This window comes from Kitasatospora sp. NPDC036934, assembly GCF_055608425.1.
Genome location: NZ_JBVJQR010000001.1, coordinates 553,074 through 573,395, shown reverse-complemented (window position 1 = coordinate 573,395; position 20,322 = coordinate 553,074). Strand labels below are relative to the sequence as shown.

5 protein-coding genes and 1 pseudogene are annotated in these 20,322 nt (G+C 76.2%); 2 read left to right on the top strand and 4 right to left on the bottom strand.

What is annotated here, in order from left to right:
* Position 1: 1 nt before the first annotated feature.
* The 3 genes and pseudogenes from ACZ7BZ_RS02510 to ACZ7BZ_RS02500 form a co-directional block, all read right to left on the bottom strand.
* Positions 2 to 6,412, bottom strand: a complete 6,411-nt coding sequence (locus tag ACZ7BZ_RS02510) for an SDR family NAD(P)-dependent oxidoreductase (RefSeq protein WP_470356755.1) — start codon at positions 6,410 to 6,412, stop codon at positions 2 to 4.
* Positions 6,413 to 6,441: 29 nt separating this feature from the next.
* The gene (locus ACZ7BZ_RS02505) at positions 6,442 to 12,912 is read right to left on the bottom strand and encodes a thioester reductase domain-containing protein (RefSeq protein WP_470356754.1); all 6,471 of its coding nucleotides are present in this window, start codon (positions 12,910 to 12,912) and stop codon (positions 6,442 to 6,444) included.
* A 53-nt stretch (positions 12,913 to 12,965) separates the two neighbouring features.
* Positions 12,966 to 15,953 (bottom strand): annotated as a pseudogene (locus ACZ7BZ_RS02500) (type I polyketide synthase); the annotation flags it as partial.
* 247 nt (positions 15,954 to 16,200) lie between these two features.
* Here ACZ7BZ_RS02500 and ACZ7BZ_RS02495 point away from each other — a divergent pair.
* Positions 16,201 to 17,334 carry an acyltransferase family protein gene (locus ACZ7BZ_RS02495; RefSeq protein WP_470356753.1) on the top strand — a complete coding sequence of 378 codons (1,134 nt, stop codon included), beginning with the start codon at positions 16,201 to 16,203 and terminating at the stop codon, positions 17,332 to 17,334.
* Positions 17,331 to 18,212 carry an NAD(P)-dependent oxidoreductase gene (locus tag ACZ7BZ_RS02490; RefSeq protein WP_470356752.1) on the top strand — a complete coding sequence of 294 codons (882 nt, stop codon included), beginning with the start codon at positions 17,331 to 17,333 and terminating at the stop codon, positions 18,210 to 18,212. The genes ACZ7BZ_RS02495 and ACZ7BZ_RS02490 overlap by 4 nt, the downstream gene beginning before the upstream one ends.
* Before the next feature lie 105 nt (positions 18,213 to 18,317).
* Here the strand turns inward: ACZ7BZ_RS02490 and ACZ7BZ_RS02485 are convergent, their stop codons facing one another.
* Complete coding sequence (locus ACZ7BZ_RS02485; protein WP_470356751.1) at positions 18,318 to 19,985, bottom strand: HAL/PAL/TAL family ammonia-lyase; 1,668 nt, start codon at positions 19,983 to 19,985, stop codon at positions 18,318 to 18,320.
* Positions 19,986 to 20,322: the final 337 nt, after the last annotated feature.

The window sequence follows — 20,322 nt, the reverse complement described above, 5'->3', positions numbered from 1 at the left end:
GTCAGAGCCGGGTGTCGATGAAGCGGAGCAGTTCGTCGTCGTCGGCGTCGGCCAGTTCGTCGGCCGCGCGGGTGGCCGCCACTGCGGCCCCCGCTGCGGCCCCCGGAGCGGCAGCGGCCGGTTCGAGCCGCTGGAGCAGGGTGCGCAGCCGGGCGGCGTGTTCCTCGCGGGCAGCCCCGTCCAGGGCGGCGAGGGCGTGCTCCAGAGTGTCCAGCGCGGCGGTGGCCGCCCGCTGCTCCTGGACGGAGCCCAGGAGGTGGCGCAGCTGCTCTGCGACGGCGGCCGGGTTCGGGTGGTCGTAGACCAGCGTCGCGGGGAGCTTGGCGCCGGTCAACCGGGCCAGCCGGTCGCGCAGTTCGAGCGCCATCAGGGAGTCGAAGCCGGCGTACTCGAAGGGCTCCTCGGCCGGGATCCGCTCGTCCGCCCCGAGCACCTCGGCGGCTTCGGCCCGGACCAGCTCCAGTAGGGCGCCCGGGTCGGTGGCGACCAGCCGTACCGGCTGCGGTTCGGCGCCGCCGGGCGCCGGGGCCGCCGGGTGCGGCGCGGCGAGGTCCCGCAGCAGCGCCGGAGCGGGTCGGCGGATCGCCGCGGCGTCCAGGGCCAGGGGCACCAGTACCGGACGGCCGTCGGCGATGCCCACGTCGAACAGCCGCAGCGCATCGGCGGGTTGGAGCGGCCGTACGCCGGTGCGGGCCAGCCGGGCGCGGTCCGCCCGGCTCAGGGCGGCCGTCATGCCGTCGGAGGCGTCCCAGGAGCCCCAGGCCAGCGATACGGCGGACCGGCCGGCGGACCGGCGGCGGGCCGCGAGGGCGTCCAGGAAGGCGTTGGCCGCCGCGTAGCCGGACTGGCCGGCCGTCCCGACGATTCCGGCGGCGGAGGAGCAGAGCACCAGGGCGACGGGGAGGTCGCGGGTGGCCTGGTCCAGCCAGAGGGCGGCGTCCGCCTTCGGGCGCAGCACGGTGGCGAGCCGCTCGGGGGCCTGTGCGCCGATCACGGCGTCCTCCAGGACTCCGGCGGCGTGCACGACCACGGTCAGCGGCGCCTCGGCCGGGACGCCGGCGACCAGGGCGCGCACCTGCTCGCGGTCGGCGGCGTCGCATCGGACGACCTCCGCGTGTGCGCCCAACTCGGCCAGTTCGGCGCACAGTTCGGCGGCGCCGGGTGCCTCGGGGCCGCGCCGGGAGGCGAGCAGGAGCCGACGGATGCCGTGCCCGGTCACCAGGTGGCGGGCGATCTGCCGGCCCAGCAGTCCGGTGCCGCCGGTGATCAGCGCGGTACCGGCGCCATCCAGCGCCGGACCGTCCGCCCCGGGTGCGGCCGCGACCAGACGGGGCACCCGGACGGCCGGGCCACGGAGGGCGAACTGCGGCTCGTCCGCCGCCAGCGCCTCGCCCAGGGCCGCACCGACAGCTCGGGCGCAGGCCTCGGGGCTCGCGTCGGCGGACAGGTCGAGGTCGACGAGGAGGAGTCGGCCAGGGTGCTCGGTCTGCGCCGAGCGCACCAGTCCGGCCACCGCCGCCTGGGCCGGGTCCACCGGCTCACCTTGCTGGGTCGCCACGCCGTACCGGGTGGCCACGACCAGGCGGTGGTCCTCGTGGCGGGGTTCGGCCAGGAAGGCCTGGACGGCCGCCAGCACCCGGGCGGTCGCGCGCCGGGCGCGCTCGGCGTCGTCGGCGGCTGCGGCGGCTGCGGCGGCTGCCGCTTCGTCGGCGGTGGCCTCGGGCCCCGGCAGGAGCAGTAGCCGGCCCGAGGACTCCGGCGCCGCCGCCAGGTCCGCGACCGGCGTGACGGGGACGGGCTCCGCGCCCCGCACGGGCAGGTCCCGCCAGGCGACCCGGAACAGTGCGCCACCGCCAACCGCCTGAGCCTGAACCTGCGCCTGGGCCTGGTCCTGCGGCGTCTCCGGCCAGTACCGCCGCCGCTGGAACGGGTAGGTCGGCAGGTCGACCCGGCGCGCGTCGGGCGGGAGCAGCGGCGTCCAGTCGACGGGCACGCCCCGGACGAACGCCTCCGCGAGCGAGCGGGTGAACCGGTCCCGCCCGCCGTCGCCGCGGCTGAGCGTCCCGCAGACCACGGCCGCCGGGCCCGCCCCGGTGTCGGCGAGGGTGGCCTCGATGGCCGTGCTCAGAACGGGGTGGGCGGCGATCTCGACGAAGGCCGTGCAGCCGTCGCCGGCGAGGGCCCGTACCGCCGGTTCGAAGCGCACCGGGTGGCGCAGGTTGCGGTACCAGTAGTCCGGGCCGACCGGGCCGGTGATCCACCCGCCGTCGACCGTCGAGTACCAGGGCACCGCCGGGGCCGAGGCCGGTACCCCGGCCAGGTGGCGGAGCAGCTCCGGCTCCAGCTCCGCCACCTGCGCGGTGTGGGAGGCGTAGTCGACCGGGATCATCCGGACGTCGATGCCCCGGCCCGCCAGTTCGCCGTGGAAGGCGCTGAGCGCCGCGCTCGCCCCGCCGACAACGGTGCGCTCCGGCCCGTTCACGGCGGCGATCTCGACTCCCCGGCCGCAGGCGCGGATCCAGTCCCGGACCCGGCGTTCGGGCAGCGGTACGGAGAGCATCCCGCCGCTGCCCGCGAGCCGCTCGCCGATGGCCCGGCTGCGCAGCGCGACCGTCCGGGCGGCGTCCGCCAGGGTCAGGGCGCCCGCCACGCAGGCGGCGGCGATCTCGCCCTGGGAGTGGCCGAGCACGGCCGCCGGGCGGACGCCGTAGGACTCCCAGAGGGCGGCCAGCGAGACCATCACGGCGAAGGACACCGGCTGGGCGACGTCCACCCGGTCCAGTGGCGGGGCGTCGGGCGCGCCGTGGACGACGCCGGCGAGCGACCAGTCGACGTACCGGGCGAGGGCCTGCTCGCAGGCCGCCATCCGCTCGGCGAAGACCGGCTCGGCCTGCCACAACTCCCGCCCCATCCCGGCCCATTGGGTGCCCTGGCCGGGGAAGACGAAGACCACGTCCTGGTCCGCCCGGTCGGCCGGTACGACCCCGGTGACCAGCTCGGGTGCCTCCCCTCCCGCCGCCAGGGCCCGCAGCGCCGCGCGCACGGCCGCCGGGTCCGCGGCCACCACGACGGCCCGCCGTTCGAACAGGGATCGCCCGGCAGCCAGCGAGAGCGCCACGTCCTGCGGGCGGGCCCCACCGTCCAGCAGTTCGGCCAGCCGCCCCGCCTGGGCCGCCAGCGCCTCCGGTGTCCGCCCGGACACCAGCAGCGGCACGAGCGGCGGCACCGTCGGCGCCGACGACGGCGCCGACTCGGCGTCGGGGGTGCCCGCCCGTTGCGGAGGGGCCTGTTCCAGCACCACGTGAGCGTTGGTCCCGCTGATCCCGAAGGAGGAGACCGCGGCCCGGCGCGGCCGCCCGCGCTCCGGCCAGCGGCTGGTCCCGGTCCGTAGTCGCACCACGCCGCCGGACCAGTCGACCCGGCTGGTCGGCCGGTCGACGTGCAGGGTGCGCGGCAGCACCCCGTGCTGCAGCGCCAGCACCGTGGCGGCCACGCCGACGGCGCCGGCCGCCGCCTGGGTGTGGCCCAGGTTGGACTTCACCGAGCCGACCAGCAGCGGCTCGGTGCGCTCCGGCCCGTAGGCGGCGATGAGCGCCTGGGCCTCGATCGGGTCGCCCAGCACGGTGCCGGTGCCGTGCGCCTCGACCGCGTCGACCTCGTCCGGGCCGAGTCCGGCGTCGGCCAGGGCCCGGCGGATCACCCGCTGCTGGGCGGGGCCGTTGGGCGCGGTGAGGCCGTTGGAGGCGCCGTCCTGGTTGACGGCGGAGCCGCGCACCACCGCGAGCGGGCGGCGGCCGGCCCGACGGGCGGCGGAGAGCCGTTCCAGGACGAGGACGGCCGCGCCCTCGGCCCAGCCGGTGCCGTCCGCGGCTTCGGCGAAGGGCTTGCACCGGCCGTCGGGGGCGATGGCGCGCTGGCGGGAGAACTCGACGAAGGCGTCCGGCGTCGCCATCACCGTCGCGCCGCCGACCAGTGCCGTGGTGCACTCGCCGGCCCGCAGCGAGCGCACCGCCAGGTGCAGGGCCACCAGCGAGGAGGAGCAGGCGGTGTCCACCGCGACGGCCGGACCGTGGGTGCCCAGGACGTACGCGACCCGGCCGGCCGCGATGCTGGTGGCGCCGCCGGTGACCCGGTAGCCGTCGGCCGCGCGGGAGACCGGGACGCGTTCGGTGTAGCCGTTGGCGAACACCCCGGTGAAGACCCCGACGTCCTGGCCGCGCAGGGCGGTCGGGGCGATGCCCGCGTGCTCCAGCGCCTCCCAGCTGGTCTCCAGCAGCAGGCGCTGCTGGGGGTCCATCGCGGCGGCCTCGCGCGGGGAGATGCCGAAGAAGTCGGCGTCGAAGAGCGCGGCGTCGGCGAGGAAGCCGCCGTGCCGGGTGTCGGAGCGGCCGGGGGCCTCGGGGTCCGGGTCTTCGAGCGCGGCGAGGTCCCAGCCGCGGTCCTCGGGGAAGCGGGTGACGGCGTCCTGTTCCTCGGTGAGCAGTTGCCACAGCGCCTCGGGGGTGGTGATCCCGCCCGGCAGCCGGACGGCCATGCCGGTGATCACGACCGGGTCGTCCCCGGTGGCTGCGGAGGGCGTCCGGTCCTCCTCCGCCGGGGCGGTTTCGCCGAGGCGGGCGCGCAGCAGCTCGACCACGGCGGCCGGGGTCGGGTGGTCGAAGGCCAGCGTCACGGGCAGCGTCAAGCCGGTGGCGGCGGCCAGCTGGTCGCGCAGCAGGACGGCCTTGAGCGAGTCCATGCCGAGTTCGGCGAAGCTCGTGGTGGCGCCGTGGCGGCGGCCGGGCGGGAAGCCGAGCGCCGTCTCGGTGGCGGCGGCGACCAGGGCGGGCAGGCCGTCCCGGCCGGTCGGGCGCGCCGCCGCCGACCCGTCCTCGACGGTGGGCAGCAGGGCCCGCAGGGCCGCCTGGTCGGCCTTCCCGGCACCGTTGCGCGGGATCTCCCCGACCAGGTGCAGCCGGACCGGGAGCTTGTGCGGCGCCAGCCGGTCGGCGGCGAACTCCCGCACCGCGTCCAGGGTCGGGGCGCCGCCGGGTTCGGCCACGGCCACTGCCACCACGGTCTCGCCCCACTCACGGTGCGGCGCCCCGAGGACGGCGACCTCCCGCAGGCCGGGGCAGCCGGCCAGGGCGCGTTCGACCTCGGCCGGGTAGACCTTCTCGCCGTTCTGGATGATGACGTTCTTCAGCCGGTCGACCAGGTACAGGCAGCCGTCGGCGTCCAGCCGCCCGAGGTCGCCGCTGCGGAACCAGCCCTCGGCGTCCCGCAGGGATTCCTCGCCGCGCCAGTAGCCGGGCGAGACGTGCTCGCCGCGCACCCAGACCTCGCCCGGCCGGTCCGGCCCTGCGACGTCCGCGCCGGTCTCCGGGTCGACGATCCGCAGCTGGGTGAAGGGCATCGCCCGGCCCGCCGAGCCGGCCTTGGCGACGGTGAGTTCGGCGGGCAGGTAGCTGGCGAAGCAGGCGGTCTCGGTCAGCCCCCAGGCCTGCTGGAGCATCACCCCGCGCGCGGCGTAGTCGAGGACCAGCCCCGGCGGCACCGGCGCGCCGGCCACCACGGCGCCGCGCAGCGCGGAGAGGTCGGCGGCGGCGAAGCCGGGCTGGCGGGCGAGCAGGGCGTACATCGAGGGGACGGCGAAGAAGGTGTCGACCTTCAGCTCGACCAGGTCGCGCAGGGTGCGCTCGGGGTCGAAGCGCCGGCGCAGCACCGTGGTGCCGCCGTGGCCGAGGTTGCGCAGGGTGAAGCAGTTGAGCCCGCCGATGTGCGACAGCGGGGTGACCACCAGGTTGACGTCGTCCTCGCGGGTGGCCATCGCCGCGTCGATGTTGGCGGCGTTCCACCAGATGTTGCCGTGGGTGAGCCGCACCCCCTTGGGGCGGCCGGTGGTGCCGGAGGTGTACAGCAGGACGGCGAGGTCCTCGGCGTCCAGCGGCGCGGGTTGGCGCGGCGGCTGGGCGGCGGCGGCCAGGGCGGGGCCGAGCGGCGTCCAGTGCGGGCCGGGCGGTTCGATGACCGGGGCGGCCAGGTCGTCGTCCACCAGCAGCAGCCGCGCGCCGGACTCCCGGTCGACCAGCGGCGCGTGGCCCGGCTCGGCCACCACCGTGTGGGCATCGCAGTCCCGCAGCAGTTCGGCCACCTCGGCCGCGCCGAGCCGGTGGTTGACCGGGACGAAGACCGCGCCCAGCCAGCTGCAGGCGAGGTAGGCGACCAGCAGCGTCGGGCTGTTCAGCCCCAGGTAGGCGACCTGGCGGCGGGCCGTCACCCCGCCCTCCGCGAGCACCTCGGCGAGCCGCCCGGCCCGGTCCAGCAGCTCGGGGTAGCCGATGGCGGCTTCCTCGTAGTGCAGGGCCGGGCCCGCTCCGGGCCGGCGGGCCGCGCGGCGCAGTGCGTCGATCGGGGTGATCTCCAGATGCATGGTCGTCCTCCTGGTCGGGCGGGGCGCGGTCAGGCGGTGGGTCCGGGCGGGCCGGTGGGTGCGGGCAGTCCGACGGGTTCGGACGGGCCGGTGGGTGCGGCGCCGGCCGGCGGCGGCGGGAGCCAGCCGGTCCGGACGAAGAAGTCCACGTAGCGCCGGAACAGCGGCAGGTCGATCGGCGGGCAGGCGATGCCGGTTCCGGCCAGGGCCCGTTCGGCGGCGGAGACGTCCATCAGCGGATGGACGGCCTCGTGGCCGGCGATCCGCTCGAACGGGTCGAGCAGCGGGGTGAGCGCGTTGCCCGGGTCGGCGCGCACCGCGCGCTGCCAGGCCGAGAGCTCCACCTCGGGCAGCGAGTAGCCCAACTCCCTGAGGTATCCGGTCAGTTCGCCGTACCCCTCGGTGCTGGTGTTCTGCAGGTGGAAGGTCCGGCCGGCGTTCCCGCGCTGCCCGGCGAGGGTGGTGATGGCCGCGCTGATGTAGTCGACGGGGGCCAGGTGGACGGCGCCCGCGGCCGCCAGCCCGGCCGGGACGGCCCCGGCCTGGACCAGGCCCTTGAGACTCAACCAGAAGAAGTCCCTGGTCTGGCAGGCACCGTGGACCTGGTCGCCGCAGATCACGTCGGCCCGGTAGACCGTCACCGGCAGTCCGCGTTCCCGGGCGATCGCCACCACCTGCTCGGCCACCCACTTGCTCTGGGCGTAGCCGTTGGCCAGCGCCTGCGGCGGACCGGTGGGGGCCGAGACGGCGCGCGGGCCGGGCGCCGGGGCCAGGGGCGTGAAGACGGCGGTGGAGGAGACGTGGTGCACCGGCACGGTGCGGTGCCGGGCGGCCAGCCGGAGCACCTCCCGGGTGCCGTCCACGTTGGCGGCCCGCAGTTCGGCGTACGGGCGCAGCCAGTTGACGGCGGCCCCGGCGTGGTGGACCACGTCGACGGTCCGGGCCAGCCGGTCGAACTCCAGCTCGGTCAGGCCGAGTCGGGGCTGCGCGAGGTCGCCGACCACGATCGCGAGCCGGTCCTGGTCGATCTCCTCCCACACCCGGTACCAGCGCAGCCGCTCGCGCAGCCGCTCGGTGGCCGCGGCGTGGTCGGCGGCGCGCACCAGGCAGTGCACGGTCGCCTTGGTGGAGCGCATCAGGTCGCGCAGCAGGAAGGCGCCGAGGAAGCCGGTCGCACCGGTCAGCAGCACCTCCCGGGGCTCGGCGGCCTCCTCGACCACCTCGGCGGCCGGGCGGACGTCCTCGTCCAGACGGACGTCAGCCGCGAAGTCCCCGGCACCGGCGGCCGCCTCGGCCCCGGCGGGTGTCTCCGGCAGGGCCAGCTCCGACACCAGGTGGTCCGCCAGCGCGGCCGGGGTCGGGTGCGCGAACACCGCCCCGGGCGCCAGCCGCAGGCCGGTCAACGCGTCCAGCCGGTTGCGCAGTTGGACGGCGGCGAGGGAGTCGAAGCCCAGCGCGGGAAAGGCGTCCTCGGCGCCGACGGCCGCGGCGTCGGGGTGGCCGAGCACCCGGCCGGCCTCCCGGCGAACCAGGTCGACGGCCTCCGCCCGGCGCCGCTCCGGCGGCAGCCCGGCGATCGTCCGGGCCAGGGACTCCACCGCCACCTCGCCCGTCCCGGCGCGGGGCCGCGGCGGCAGCGGCGCGAGACCGGTGAACAAGGTCGGGAGGTCGGCGGGTCGGCGTCGCAGCACGGCGAGGTCCAGCGGGGCGGCCAGCACGGCGGCCCGCCGGCCGTCCAGCGCCGCGTCCAGCAGCGCCGGGCCGTCGGCCGCGGTGACCGGGCGCAGCCCGCTGCGGGCGATCCGCCGCAGGTCCGCCTCACCCAGGTGTCCGGCCATGCCGCCCCCGCCCTGCCAGAGGCCCCAGGCGATCGCGGTCGCGGGCAGGCCGAGTCCGGCCCGGTGTTCGGCGAGGGCGTCCAGGAAGGTGTTGGCGGCGGCGTAGTTGGCCTGGCCCGGCCCGCCGACGATCCCGGCGACCGAGGAGAACAGCACGAAGGCGGACGGCCGGCGCGGGAGCGTCAGCTCGTGCAGGTGCCAGGCGGCGTCCACCTTGGGGCGCAGCACCGCGGCCAGCCGCTCGGGGCTCAGCGCGCCGAGCAGGCCGTCGTCCAGCACCCCGGCCGCGTGCAGCACGGCCGTCAGCGGCCGGTCGGCCGGGACGGTCGCCAGCAGTGCGGCGAGCGCGGCCCGGTCGGCGACGTCGCAGGCCGCCACGGTGGCCCGGGCGCCGAGCGCGGCGAGTTCGGCCACCAGGGCGGGCGCCCCGGGGGCCGCGAGCCCGCGCCGGCCGGTGAGCAGCAGCCGTGTCACGCCGTGGCGGCGCACCAGGTGACGGGCGAACACCGCGCCGAGGGCGCCGGTGCCGCCGGTGATCAGGACGGTGCCGCCGGTTGGCACGGCCCCGGCCCTGGGCGAGGCCCCGGTTCCGACACCGACACCGGTTCCGGCACCGACACCGGTTCCGGACGAGGCCCCCGGCACGGCCCGGGCCAGGCGCGGGACCAGCAGCCGGCCGGCCCGGACCGCCGCCTGGGGTTCGCCGGAGGCGAGCAGTGCGGGAAGGGCGGCGGCAGAGGCCAGGTCGTCGTCGAGGTCGACCAGGACGATCCGGTCGGGCGCCTCGGACTGGGCCGAGCGCAGCAGGCCCCATGCGGTGGCGGCGGCCGGGTCGGTGACCCCGGCCACGGCGCCGCTGGTCGCGACGACCAGCGGTACGGTGGCGGTGCGTTCGTCCGCCAGCCAGGACTGGGCCAACTGGAGTGCTTTCAGGGCCAGTTGATGAGCCCGGGCCGGGACGTCGCCGCCGGGCGCGGGCACCAGCGGGGCGAGCACGGCGTCGTACTCGCCGATCGTGTCCAGTACCTCCGCGAGGTGCGCGACCCTGCGGGCCGAGGGCGGCACGAGCGCGGTGCCGTCGGTGAGCACCGCCCAGGTCACCGGTGGCACGGACGGCGGCGGGGTCACCGGGGTCCAGTCCAGCTGGAACAGCCCGTCCCGGGCCCGGGACCGTTCCTCCGCAGACACCTGGTCCTGCTCGGTCAGCGGCCGCAGGACGACGGCGGCCACCGAGGCGACCGGACGGCCACCGGGGTCGGTCAGCCGCAGCGCCGTGCCGTCCGGCCCGGGGGTGAGCCGGGCCCGTACCCGGGTGGCGCCGGTGGCGTACAGCCGGACCCCGCGCCACTCGGCGGCGCGCCCGGGACCGGCGCAGCGCAGCACCGTGTCCAGCAGCTCCGGGGGCAGGCCCCAGTCCTCTGCCGGATCCTCGGTCAGGGCCACCTCGGCGAACGACTCCCCGTCCGAACGCCAGAGCGCCGTCACTCCGTCGATCTCCGTGGGCACCGCTTCCGCGCCCGGCGGCGGCCACGCCTCACCGTCGGGGGCAGGCTCGGCGGAACCCCGGCTGAGCGCGCCCGTGGCGGTCGACGTCCAAGCCCCGCTCTCCCCCGCCCGGGTGTGGACCGCGAAGGCGCGCCGCCCGTCGCCGTCCGCCGGAGCGAGCACCAACTGCGCTTCCACCGCACCGTGCCGGTCATGGATGGTCAGTTCGTCGAGCACGCCGTGCCCGGCCTCCTCCCCCGCCCGCAGGGCCAGTTCCACCAGTTCGGCCGACGAACCGCCGGGCAGGCGTCCGCCGAACACCAGCTCGCCGCGCCCGGCCAGCTCCGTCACACCGGTCAGCAGCGGGTGACCGAGCGCCCGCCCACCGGAACCGGCGTCCTGGCGCGTGGCCCGCGAGGGCGTCAGCCAGTACCGCTGCCGTTCGAACGGGTACGTCGGCAGCTCGGCCGCCGCCCGCCGGGCCGGGCCGAGCACGGCCCGCCAGTCGACCGGCACCCCGGCCGCCCAGAGCGCGCCCAACGCCCCGATCAGGCCGGGTGCCTCGGCCGAGCCCGCCCGTACGCTCGGCACCGCCGTGACCGGCCGCTCGCCGCCGTCCAGGCAGGCCCCGATCAGCGGCGACAGCACCGCGTCCGGGCCCACCTCCAGGGCCGCCCCGACCCCCTGGGCCGCCAGGGTGCGGACGGCATCCAGGAAGCGGACCGGGCGGCGCAGTTGGGCGGTCCAGTGGTCGGGAGAGCACAGCTCCCCGGCGGTGGCGAGGCGCCCGGTCACCGTGGACACCAGTGGCAGCGTCGGGGCGGCCAGCCGGACGCCCGCCACTGCCCGCCGGAACTCCGGAAGCATCGGGTCCAGCCCGGCCGAGTGCACCGCCCGGCTGATCGTCAGCCGGCGGGCCCGGCGGCCGCGGCGCTCGACCTCCACGGCCACCTCACCCACCGCCGCGGCGTCGCCGGACACCACTACCGAGGCCGGGCCGTTCACCGCCGCGAGCGACACCCGCCCGCCGTGCCGCGCCATCAGCTCGACCGCCTCCGCCTCGGAGGCCTCCAGCGCCACCACCGCCGCGTCGGCGGGCAGTGCCTCGACCAGCCGGCCGCGGACGGCGAGCAGGGTCGCGGCGTCCGGCAGCGCCAGCACCCCGGCGACGTGGGCGGCGGCCAGTTCGCCGACCGAGTGCCCGGCCACCACGTCGGGCCGCACTCCGAAGGACTCCAGCAGCCGGAACAGTGCGACCTCGAAGGCGAACACCGCCGCCTGCGCGTACCCGAACCGCTCCAGCGCTCCCCTGCCGGCCAGCACCTCACCGAGCGGCGCCGGCAGGTGCGGGTCCAGCGCGGCGCAGACCTCGTCAAAGGCCGCCGCGAACGCCGGGTACGCCCGGTGAAGGCCGCGGCCCTGCTCCGGGCGCTGCGAACCGTGCCCGGGGAACACGAAGGCGAGCCGCCCCGGCCGTACCGGCTCCGCGCCCGGCTTCCCGTCCGGCTCCTCGGCGAGCGCGCCCAGAGCGCGCAGGAGGGTGTCCCGGTCGGCGCCGACCAGGGCGGCCCGGTGCTTGAGCGCGGCGCGGCCGGTGGCGAGGGTCTCGGCCACGTCCCGGGGCGAGGCCTCGGGGCTCCGTGCCAGGTGGTCCAGCAGCCGGGCGGCCTGGGCGCGCAGGCCGCTCGCCGTCGCGGCGGACAGCAGCCACGGTACGGCGGGAAGCGGGGCCGCCTCGGGCGCCGGTTCGGTCTCGGGCGCCCGCTCGGCTTCGGGCGCCTGTTCCAGCAGCACATGGGCGTTGGTCCCGCTCACACCGAATCCCGAGACCCCGGCACGGCGCGGCCGGTCCGCCGATGGCCAGGGCCGCCGCTCGGTGAGCAGCTCGACCCCGCCCGCGGCCCAGTCGACCAGCGGCGTCGGCCCGTCCACGTGGAGCGTCGGTGGCAGCACGCCGTGCCGCAGGGCCTGCACCGCCTTGATCACCCCACCGATCCCGGCGGCGGCCGTCGCGTGCCCGAGGTTGGACTTGACCGAGCCCAGCAGCAGCGGCCGTCCGACCGGGCGGTCCGCGCCGTAGACGGCCTGCAGGGCCTGCGCCTCGATCGGGTCGCCGAGCCTGGTGCCGGTGCCGTGGCCCTCGACGGCGTCGACCTCGCCGGGGGTGAGTCCGGCGTCGGCCAGGGCGCTGCGGATCACCCGCTGCTGCGCGGTGCCGCTCGGCGCTGTCAGCCCGTTGGAGGCGCCGTCCTGGTTGACGGCCGTGCCGCGCACCACCGCGAGCACCCGGTGGCCGTGGCGGCGGGCGTCGGCGAGCCGCTCCAGCAGGACGAGCCCGGCGCCCTCGGCCCAGCCGGTGCCGTCCGCCGCCGCCGCGAAGGACTTGCAGCGGCCGTCCGGGGCCAGGCCGCGCTGCCGGGCGAAGTCCACGAAGCCGAGCGGCGAGGCCAGGACCGTCACCCCGCCTGCCAGGGCGAGCGTCGACTCGCCACTGCGCAGCGAGCGCACGGCGAGGTGCAGGGCCACCAGCGAGGAGGAGCACGCGGTGTCCACGGTGACGGCCGGGCCGTGGAAGCCGAAGGTGTACGCGATCCGGCCGGAGACGACGCTGCCCAGGCGCCCGGTCAGCAGGTAGCCCTCGTACTCGGCCGGGGTGTCCGGCCCGAGGTAGGACTGCTCGGTGGCGCCGGCGAACACCCCGACGTCGGTGCCGCGCAGGGCGGTCGGGTCGATGCCCGCGTGCTCGAACACCTCCCAGGCGGTCTCCAGTAGGAGCCGCTGCTGCGGGTCCATGGCGGTGGCCTCGCGCGGGGAGATGCCGAAGAACCCGGCGTCGAAGCGGGTGGCGGTGTCCACGAAGCCGCCCTCCCGGGCGTAGGACGTGCCGGGCACCTCCGGGTCGGGGTCGTAGAGGGCGTCGAGGTCCCAGCCGCGATCGGTGGGGAACGGTGTGACGGCGTCCCGGCCGTCCAGCACCAGCCGCCACAGGTCGTCGGGCGAGGCGACGCCGCCGGGGAGGCGGCAGGCCATGCCGACGATCGCGATCGGCTCACCCGCGGGCGGGGGCGAGGGCAACTGCGGCTGAGCAGACTCCAGTTCGGCGATCCTGCGTCGTGCGTCGCGCAGGTCGGCGGTGACCCAGCGCAGGTAGTCGACGAGCTTCTCCTCGTCCGACATGGTGGCTTCCTCTCTCGGCGGGCGTGCTGTCAGCTCCGGATCGACCGGCGCCGTCAGGTCCGGGCCCGGCCGAGCTCGTTGTCGATGAGGTCGAACAGCTCGTCCTTGGTGGCGGTCTCCAGCCGCCCGAAGCGGTCGAGGAGGTCCCGCAGGCGTTCGGTGACGGCGAGGACTTCCGCGCCGCCGGCCGGCAGGCCCGCCAAGGCCTCCTCCAGCCGGTCGACTTCGGCGAGCGCGATCGGCCGGTCGGTGCCGGACGGCCGGTCGGTGCCGAACGACCGGTCCGCTGCGGCCATCAGGTCGAGCAGCAAGTCGGCCACGGCCTCCGGGGTGGGGTGGTTGAACAGCACGGTGACCGGAAGCTCCAACCCGGCCAGCGCCGCCAGTCGGTTGCGCAGCTGGACGGCGGTGAGCGAGTCGAATCCGAACTCCCGGAAGGGGCGGCCGACTTCGATCGTCATCGGGTCGGCGATCCGCAGGACGGCCGCCGCCTCGGCGCGCACCGCGTCCAGCAGGTGGGCGCGTCGCTCCCCGGCCGGTAGGTCGGCGACGTGCCGGGCGAGCGCCCCCGCGTCGCCCACCGCCGACGCAGAAGCAGACGAAGCGGACGAGGCGGAGGAGGCCGAAGAGGTCCCGGGGTCAGCGGTCGTGGTCGGCTCCAGCCAGTAGCGCTCGCGCTGGAACGGATAGGTCGGCAGGTCGACGTGCCGGGTGCCGCTCCCCGCGAAGAAGGCGGACCAGTCGACGGCCGCCCCGGCCACGTACCGCCCGACCAACGCCCGGACGACGGCGTACGGCGCGTCCTCGCCGGGCGCGGCCTCGACTCCCAGGACCAGTACGTCCTCCAGCCCCTCCGCGATCGGCCCCTCGCCCGCCAGGGCGCGCTCGGCCCAGCCCTCCGCGTCCGCCCACCGCTCGGCGGGCTCCTCACGACCGCTCGCGGCCGAGATCAGGGGCAACGTCGGCGCGGCGAAGGTCAGCGCCGCGACCTCGCGCCGGAACTCCGCGCGGGCCGCCGGCTCGTCGCCCTGCCGGAGCAGGCGCTGGCGGGCCGCGAGCAGGGCCACCGCGTCCGGCGCCGAGAGCACCCCGGCGAGGTGGGCGGCCACCACTTCGCCGCTACCCCGGCCGACCAGTGCCGCCGGGCTCAACCCCCAAGCGACGTACAGCCGGTGGAGCGCCATCTGCGCCACGAATCCGCCCGCGGCGGCCCCCGGCAGCACAGCGGCCTCCTCGCCGGCCTCTCCGCCCGCCTCCTGGCACGCCTCCTGGCAGGCCGTCGCGAACACCGGGAAGGCGGAACGGAGTTCGGCCACCACACCAGAGCCGGGCCCGTCCCCGTCCGGGCACAGGAAGACCGTCCGCGCCCGCCGCTCCGCGCGCCGGGCCTCGCCCGCAGCAAGGCCTCCGGCCAACTCGCCCAGCGCTTCGACGAGTTCGGCAGCCGTCCGGCCGACCACCGCCGCCCGGTACGGCAGCGCCGCCCGGCCGACGCCCAGCATCCGGGCGACGTCCCGGTGATCCGGAGCCGGGCCCGTCCCGCCGACCAGCGCCAGCAGATCCCGCGCCCGCTCCGCCAGAGCCCGGGCGGAGCGCGCCGAGAGCACCCACGGCACCACCGGCGGCGCGGCCCGCACTGCCGAGGGGTTGTCCGCCTCCTCCGGCGGGGCCTCCTCCAGGATCACGTGCGCGTTCGTTCCCCCGAGCCCGAAGGAGGAGACCGCCGCCCGGCGCGGACGGTCGACCGTCGGCCAGTCACGGGCCTCGGTGAGCAGGGCGAGCGCCCCCGACTCCCAGTCCACGTGCGGGGAGGGCTGTTCGGCGTGCAGCGTCGCGGGCAGTCGACCGCGCCGCAGCGCCTCCACCGTCTTGATCACCCCGCCCACACCGGCGGCGGCCTGGGCGTGCCCGAGGTTGGACTTCAGCGAGCCCAGCCAGACCGGCCGCTGCGCCGGGCGCTGCCCGTACGTGCGCAGCAGTGCCCGGGCCTCGATCGGGTCGCCGAGCGCCGTCCCGGTGCCGTGGGCCTCGACGGCGTCGATGTCCTCGGTGGTCAGCCGGGCGTCCGCGAGGGCGGCGCGGATCACCCGTTCCTGGGCGGGACCATTGGGCGCGGTGAGGCCGTTGGAGGCGCCGTCCTGGTTGACGGCCGAGCCCCTGACGACGGCGAGCACCCGCCGGCCGTCCCGACTGGCGTCGGACAGCCGGGCGAGCATCAGCAGCCCGGCGCCCTCGCCCCAGCCGACGCCGTCGGCGCTCGCCGAGAAGGCCTTGCAGCGGCCGTCCGGGGCGAGGGCCCGCTGGCGGGAGAAGCCGAGGAAGGCGGCGGTGGTGGCCATCACCGTGACGCCGCCGGCCAGGGCGAGGTCGCACTCGCCGCGGCGCAGCGCCGCGCAGGCGAGGTGGAGGGCGACGAGCGAGGAGGAGCAGGCGGTGTCGACGCTGACGGCGGGGCCCTCCAGGCCGAAGGCGTAGGCGAGTCGGCCGGAGAGGACGCCGGGGGCGCTGCCGCTGAACAGGTAGCCCTCGAAGTCTTCCCGGGGCAGATGGGGCCGGCTGCCGTAGTCGTTGTACATCACTCCGGCGAACACCCCGGTTCGGCTGCCGCGGAGGGTTTCGGGCGCGATCCCGGCCTGTTCGCAGGCCTCCCAGGCGATTTCCAGCAGGATGCGCTGCTGGGGGTCGGTTGCGAGGGCCTCCCGCGGGGACATGCCGAAGAATTCGGCGTCGAATCGATCGGCGTCGTACAGGAATCCGCCTTGTTCGACGTAGCTCGTACCGACGGTGTCGGGGTCGGGATGGAACAGGGAATCGAGCGGCCAACCCCTGTTCGCCGGGAATCCGGAAACGGCGTCGACGCCCTCGGCGACCAGTTTCCAGAGCAGTTCGGGCGAGTCGGCGCCGCCGGGGTAGCGGCAGGCGGCGCCGATGATCGCGATCGGTTCGCACTGGCGCTCCTCCAGGGCCCGCAGGCGCTCCCGGGTGTCGACGGCGTCGGCGACCACGCGCTTGAGGTACTGGCGCAGGGTGTCATTGTCGGCCACGTGGGTCTCCGGTCCTGGGGCGGGCGGGCAGGGGCGGCGTGGGGTCGGAAGATCGCGCACGCACCCTAGCCGGGTAGCTGATCTCTATCAGATCTGACCCGCCGTCAACATTTCGAGCAGGAAAGTATGCAGAGCATGCAATCGGCTCGGCTTTCCCAAGGCAACGTCAAAATATCTGTTCCCCAGTCCAGTTCGGATACGATCACCGGACCTCCCCGCCCATTCCGACACCTCGGGAACGCTCTTGGCACTCGGCAGGTCGACCCGGCTGCCCTCGCTCACCGGTCTGCGCTTCATCGCGGCGGCGGCGGTGGTAGCCCAGCACTCCAGCCTGATCTGGACCCACGGGCACGGCGAGAGCGCGACCCTGCTCCGACTGGGCTTCGCCGCGGTGACGTTCTTCTTCCTGCTCAGCGGCTTCCTGCTGACCTGGGCGTGGCGGCCGGACCAGCCGGTCCGGGTGTTCTGGCGCCGCCGGCTGGCCCGGATCATGCCCACCCACCTGGCGACCCTGCTCGCCGGGGTGCTGCTGCTCGCGGCCGCCGGGCAGGCCGTGCCCCTGCGGGCCTGGCTGCCCAACGCGCTGCTCCTGCAGACCTGGCCCCCCGACTTCGACCTGCTCGACCCCGGGGTGAACGGGGTGTCCTGGTCACTCTGCTGCGATCTGGCCTTCTACCTGCTGTTCCCCGCCGTCGCCCGCCGCGCGGCCGGGATCCGCCCCGAACGGCTGCGGCACTGGGCCGCCGCGATCGTCGCCGTGATCCTGCTGATCCCGCCACTGGTCACGGCGGCGCGCCCGCTGCTCGACGGGCCGCCCTTCGGACTCGGTGTGACGCTCCGTCAGATCTGGTTCTGCTACACCTTCCCGCCCGCGCGGATGCCGGAGTTCCTGCTCGGCATGGTGCTGGCCCGGCTGGTCCGGGAGGGCCTGCTCGACCGGGTCCGGACCTGGCACGGCGCCGCCGCCTTCGCGCTGCTCTACCCGCTCGACCAGCTCTCCCCCCTGCTGTTCGGCGTCACCGCGATCACCGTCCTCCCGCTGGCCGCGCTGATCGTCGGGGCCGCCAACGCCGACCGCCTGGGCCGGCCCTCCCGGCTCGCCCACCCGCTGGCCGAGCGGCTCGGGGCGCTCTCGTTCGCGCTCTACCTGACGCACTACCTCGTGATCGAGCACGGCGACGCGCTGCTCGACCCGCACGGCACTGCCGACGGGCTCCGCCCACTGCTGTACACGGCCGTCCTGGCCCTCACCTCGCTGGCGGCCGCCTGGCTGCTGCACGCCTTCGTCGAGGAGCCGATGGTGCGCGTCCTGAACGTACCGCGCCGCGCCCGGCCCGCCGAACTCCTCGCCACCGCCGACCGGAGGGAAACCCCTTGACCACCGCCCGCACCCCCGTCGCCGTGCTCGGCCTCGGCCTGATGGGCACGGCGCTCGCCGACGCCTTCCTGGCCGCCGGGCACCCCACCACGGTCTGGAACCGTACGGCCGCCCGCGCCGACGGCCCGGCCGCCCGGGGCGCCCGGCGCGCCGCCACGCCCGCCGAGGCGGCGGCGGCCGCGCCGCTGGTCGTGCTCTGCCTCGCCGACCACGACGCCGTCCGCGAAGTCCTGGGCGCAGCCGGAGGGTCCCTGGCCGGCCGGGTCCTGGTCGACGTCACCTCCGGCACCTCCGACGACGCCGCCACCGTCGCCGAGGCCGCCGCCCGCCACGGCGCGCAGAGCCTCGACGGCGCGCTGCTGGCCACACCCGACACCATCGGCCTCGCCGGGACCACCGTGCTCTACAGCGGGCCCGAGCCGGCCTTCCGCGCCCACGAGCAGACCCTGACCGCGCTCGGCGGCTGCCCCGCCTACCTCGGCGAGGGCACCGGGCTCGCGTCGCTGCACGACCTCGCGCTGCTGGCCGTCCTGTGGTCCGGCCTGAACGGCTTCCTGCACGCGACCGCGCTGCTGCGCACCGCCGGGATCGGCGCGACCGAGTTCGCGCCGAGCGCCGAGCTGCTGTTCGGCAGCATGGGCGCCTTCCTGGCCCGCTACGCCCGGCAGGTCGACGAGGGCGACTACCCGGCCGAGGACTCGGCGTTGCGCACCCACCTGGCCGCCGCCGCCCACCTCCTGACGGAGAGCGAGCGGCGCGGCCTCAACCCCGTCCTGCCCCGGCAGCTGGCGGCCGTCATGGCGGCGGCGGCCGCCGACGGCCACGCGGCCGACAGCTACGCCGCCGTGGTCGGTCACTTCGCCGAGCCGTCGGCGTAGCCGGGTCCGTCGGCGTAGCCGGATCCGTCCGCGCGGGCCGGGGTTCCACCCCGCAGGCCGGGTCCGACCGCGCGGGCCGGGCCGTACGGGCCGTGCGGTCGGGGGCTACGCCCCGGTCGCCGCCGCCTCCCGCAGCCGTCCGGCCGCGAGCAGTTCCGCCACCAGCGCGATGTCCCGCTCCATCCCGCGGTCCCCGTCCATCATCGGCGACACCGCGCGCACCGCCGCGTGCACGGCCGCCGTCGGGCCGCTGAGCCGTTCGGCGCCGCGCAGGTCGGCGGCCTGGCAGAGGGCGAGCAGATGGATCGCCGCCGTCTGGCGCACCAGTTCGACGACCGTCCGGGCGTCCCGGGCGGCGATGGTGCCCATGCTGACCTTGTCCTGGTTGTGGGCCTCGGTGGAGCGGGAGAACGAGGTCGCGGGCATGGTCAGTTTGAGCGCCTCGGCGACCAGCGAGGAGGCCGCCAGCTGAAGGGACTTGAAGCCGTGGTGCAGCCCGGCCTCCCAACTGTCGTCCGGGAAGCGCTGGATGAGGTTGGCGGTGAGGCCGTTGTTGTACTTCTCGTCCACCACCAGCTGCAACTGCCGTTCCAGCAGGTCGCCCACGCTGGCGGCAGCGGTCTTCAGCGAGTCCATCGCCTGGCCGATGTGCCCGCCGTAGAAGTTGCCGCCGTTGACGACCACGCCCGCCTCGGTGTCGAACAGCGGGTTGTCGTTGGAGGAGTTGATCTCCACGTGGGTCCAGTCGGTGGCGAAGCCGAGGGTGTCCCGCAGCACGCCGTTGACGTGCGGGGCACAGCGGATCGAGTACCGGTCCTGGACGGCCTCGGCGAGCCGGCGGTAGCCCGTCCCGTCGGGCATGACGTCGGCCTGGCCGGCGTCCTGGTCCCCCGCGAAGGGGCCGGTGCCGTCCCGCCCGAGCAGCCGGCGCACCGTCCGGGCGGATTCGGCGCTGCCGGGGTGCGGCTTGTGGTCGAACACGAACGGGTCGAAGTGGCGCGGGTTGCCGTTCAGGACCTGCGAGGCGAGCGCCGTGCACAGGTCGGCGGCGAAGGCGAGTTCGGTCGCGTCGCGCAGTGCCAGTACGGCGAAACCGGCCATGAAGGAGGTGCCGTTGACCAGGGCCAGCCCCTCCTTGGAGGCGAGTACCACCGGTTCGAGTCCGGCCTCCGCGAGTGCCTCGGCGACGGGCCGGGCCTCGCCGCGGTGGAGCACCGTGCCGTGCCCGGTGAGCATCGCGCCGAGGTAGCTGAGCGGGACGAGGTCGCCGCTCGCGCCCACCGAGCCGCGCTCCGGCACCACCGGCAGGATGTCGGCTTCCAGGCAGTCCAGCAGCAGTTGGACCACCTCCGGGCGGATCCCGGAGTTGCCGCGCGCCAGGCAGTTCGCCCGGGTGATCACCGTGGCCCGCACCACGTCCGGTGAAGCCGCGGGGCCGAGGCCGCAGTTGAAGCCGCGGATCAGGTTGGCCTGCAGCGCCTCCACCTTGCGCGGCGAGATCTGCCGGGTGTTGCTGTCGCCGAAGCCGGAGGTGACGCCGTACACCCGCTGCCCGGAGTCGACGATCGCGTTCTTGAGGTCCACCGACCGCTTCATCCGGTGCACCGCGCCGTCCGCCAGCACCACCCGCCACGCCTCCGGCCGGCGCGCGGCCGCCGCGGTCTCCTTGACGGTCAGCGAGCGGCCGTCGAGCAGTAGTTCCGCTCTGGGCGCACCAGTGGCGGCCGGGCGGTGCTGGGTCCTCTGCGGGCTCCGGGTGCGGTCAGACGACAACTCGACTCTCCTGTCTATCGGCCGCCCGAGGCCTTGAACCGGCCTCGGGCGGGCCTTCGGGCGGGCCTTCGGGCGGGCCGTGGTGACGCGACGACGGACACCCCGAGGCCGACGGGGGGAACGACTTCGACTCCCCGCTGTTGATCTCCTATCACTCTACGTCACCAACGGTCGCCGAACGCCCGCGGCCCGCGCCCCCCGGGGGTCGGGGTGCGGGCCGCGGAGCTTCAGGGCGGGTCAGTGCCGCTCGAGTCGGTACCATTTGGGCCAGTGCCGCTCGAGTCAATGTCGGTTGGTCAATGCGGGTTGGTCAATGCGGGTTGGTCAATGCCGGTTG

Bases quoted from the DNA above. Each gene is read 5' to 3' on its own strand.
- ACZ7BZ_RS02510 (WP_470356755.1), bottom strand. From the start codon at position 6,412: ATGCATCTGGAGATCACCCCGATCGACGCACTGCGCCGCGCGGCCCGC.
- ACZ7BZ_RS02505 (WP_470356754.1), bottom strand. From the start codon at position 12,912: ATGTCGGACGAGGAGAAGCTCGTCGACTACCTGCGCTGGGTCACCGCC.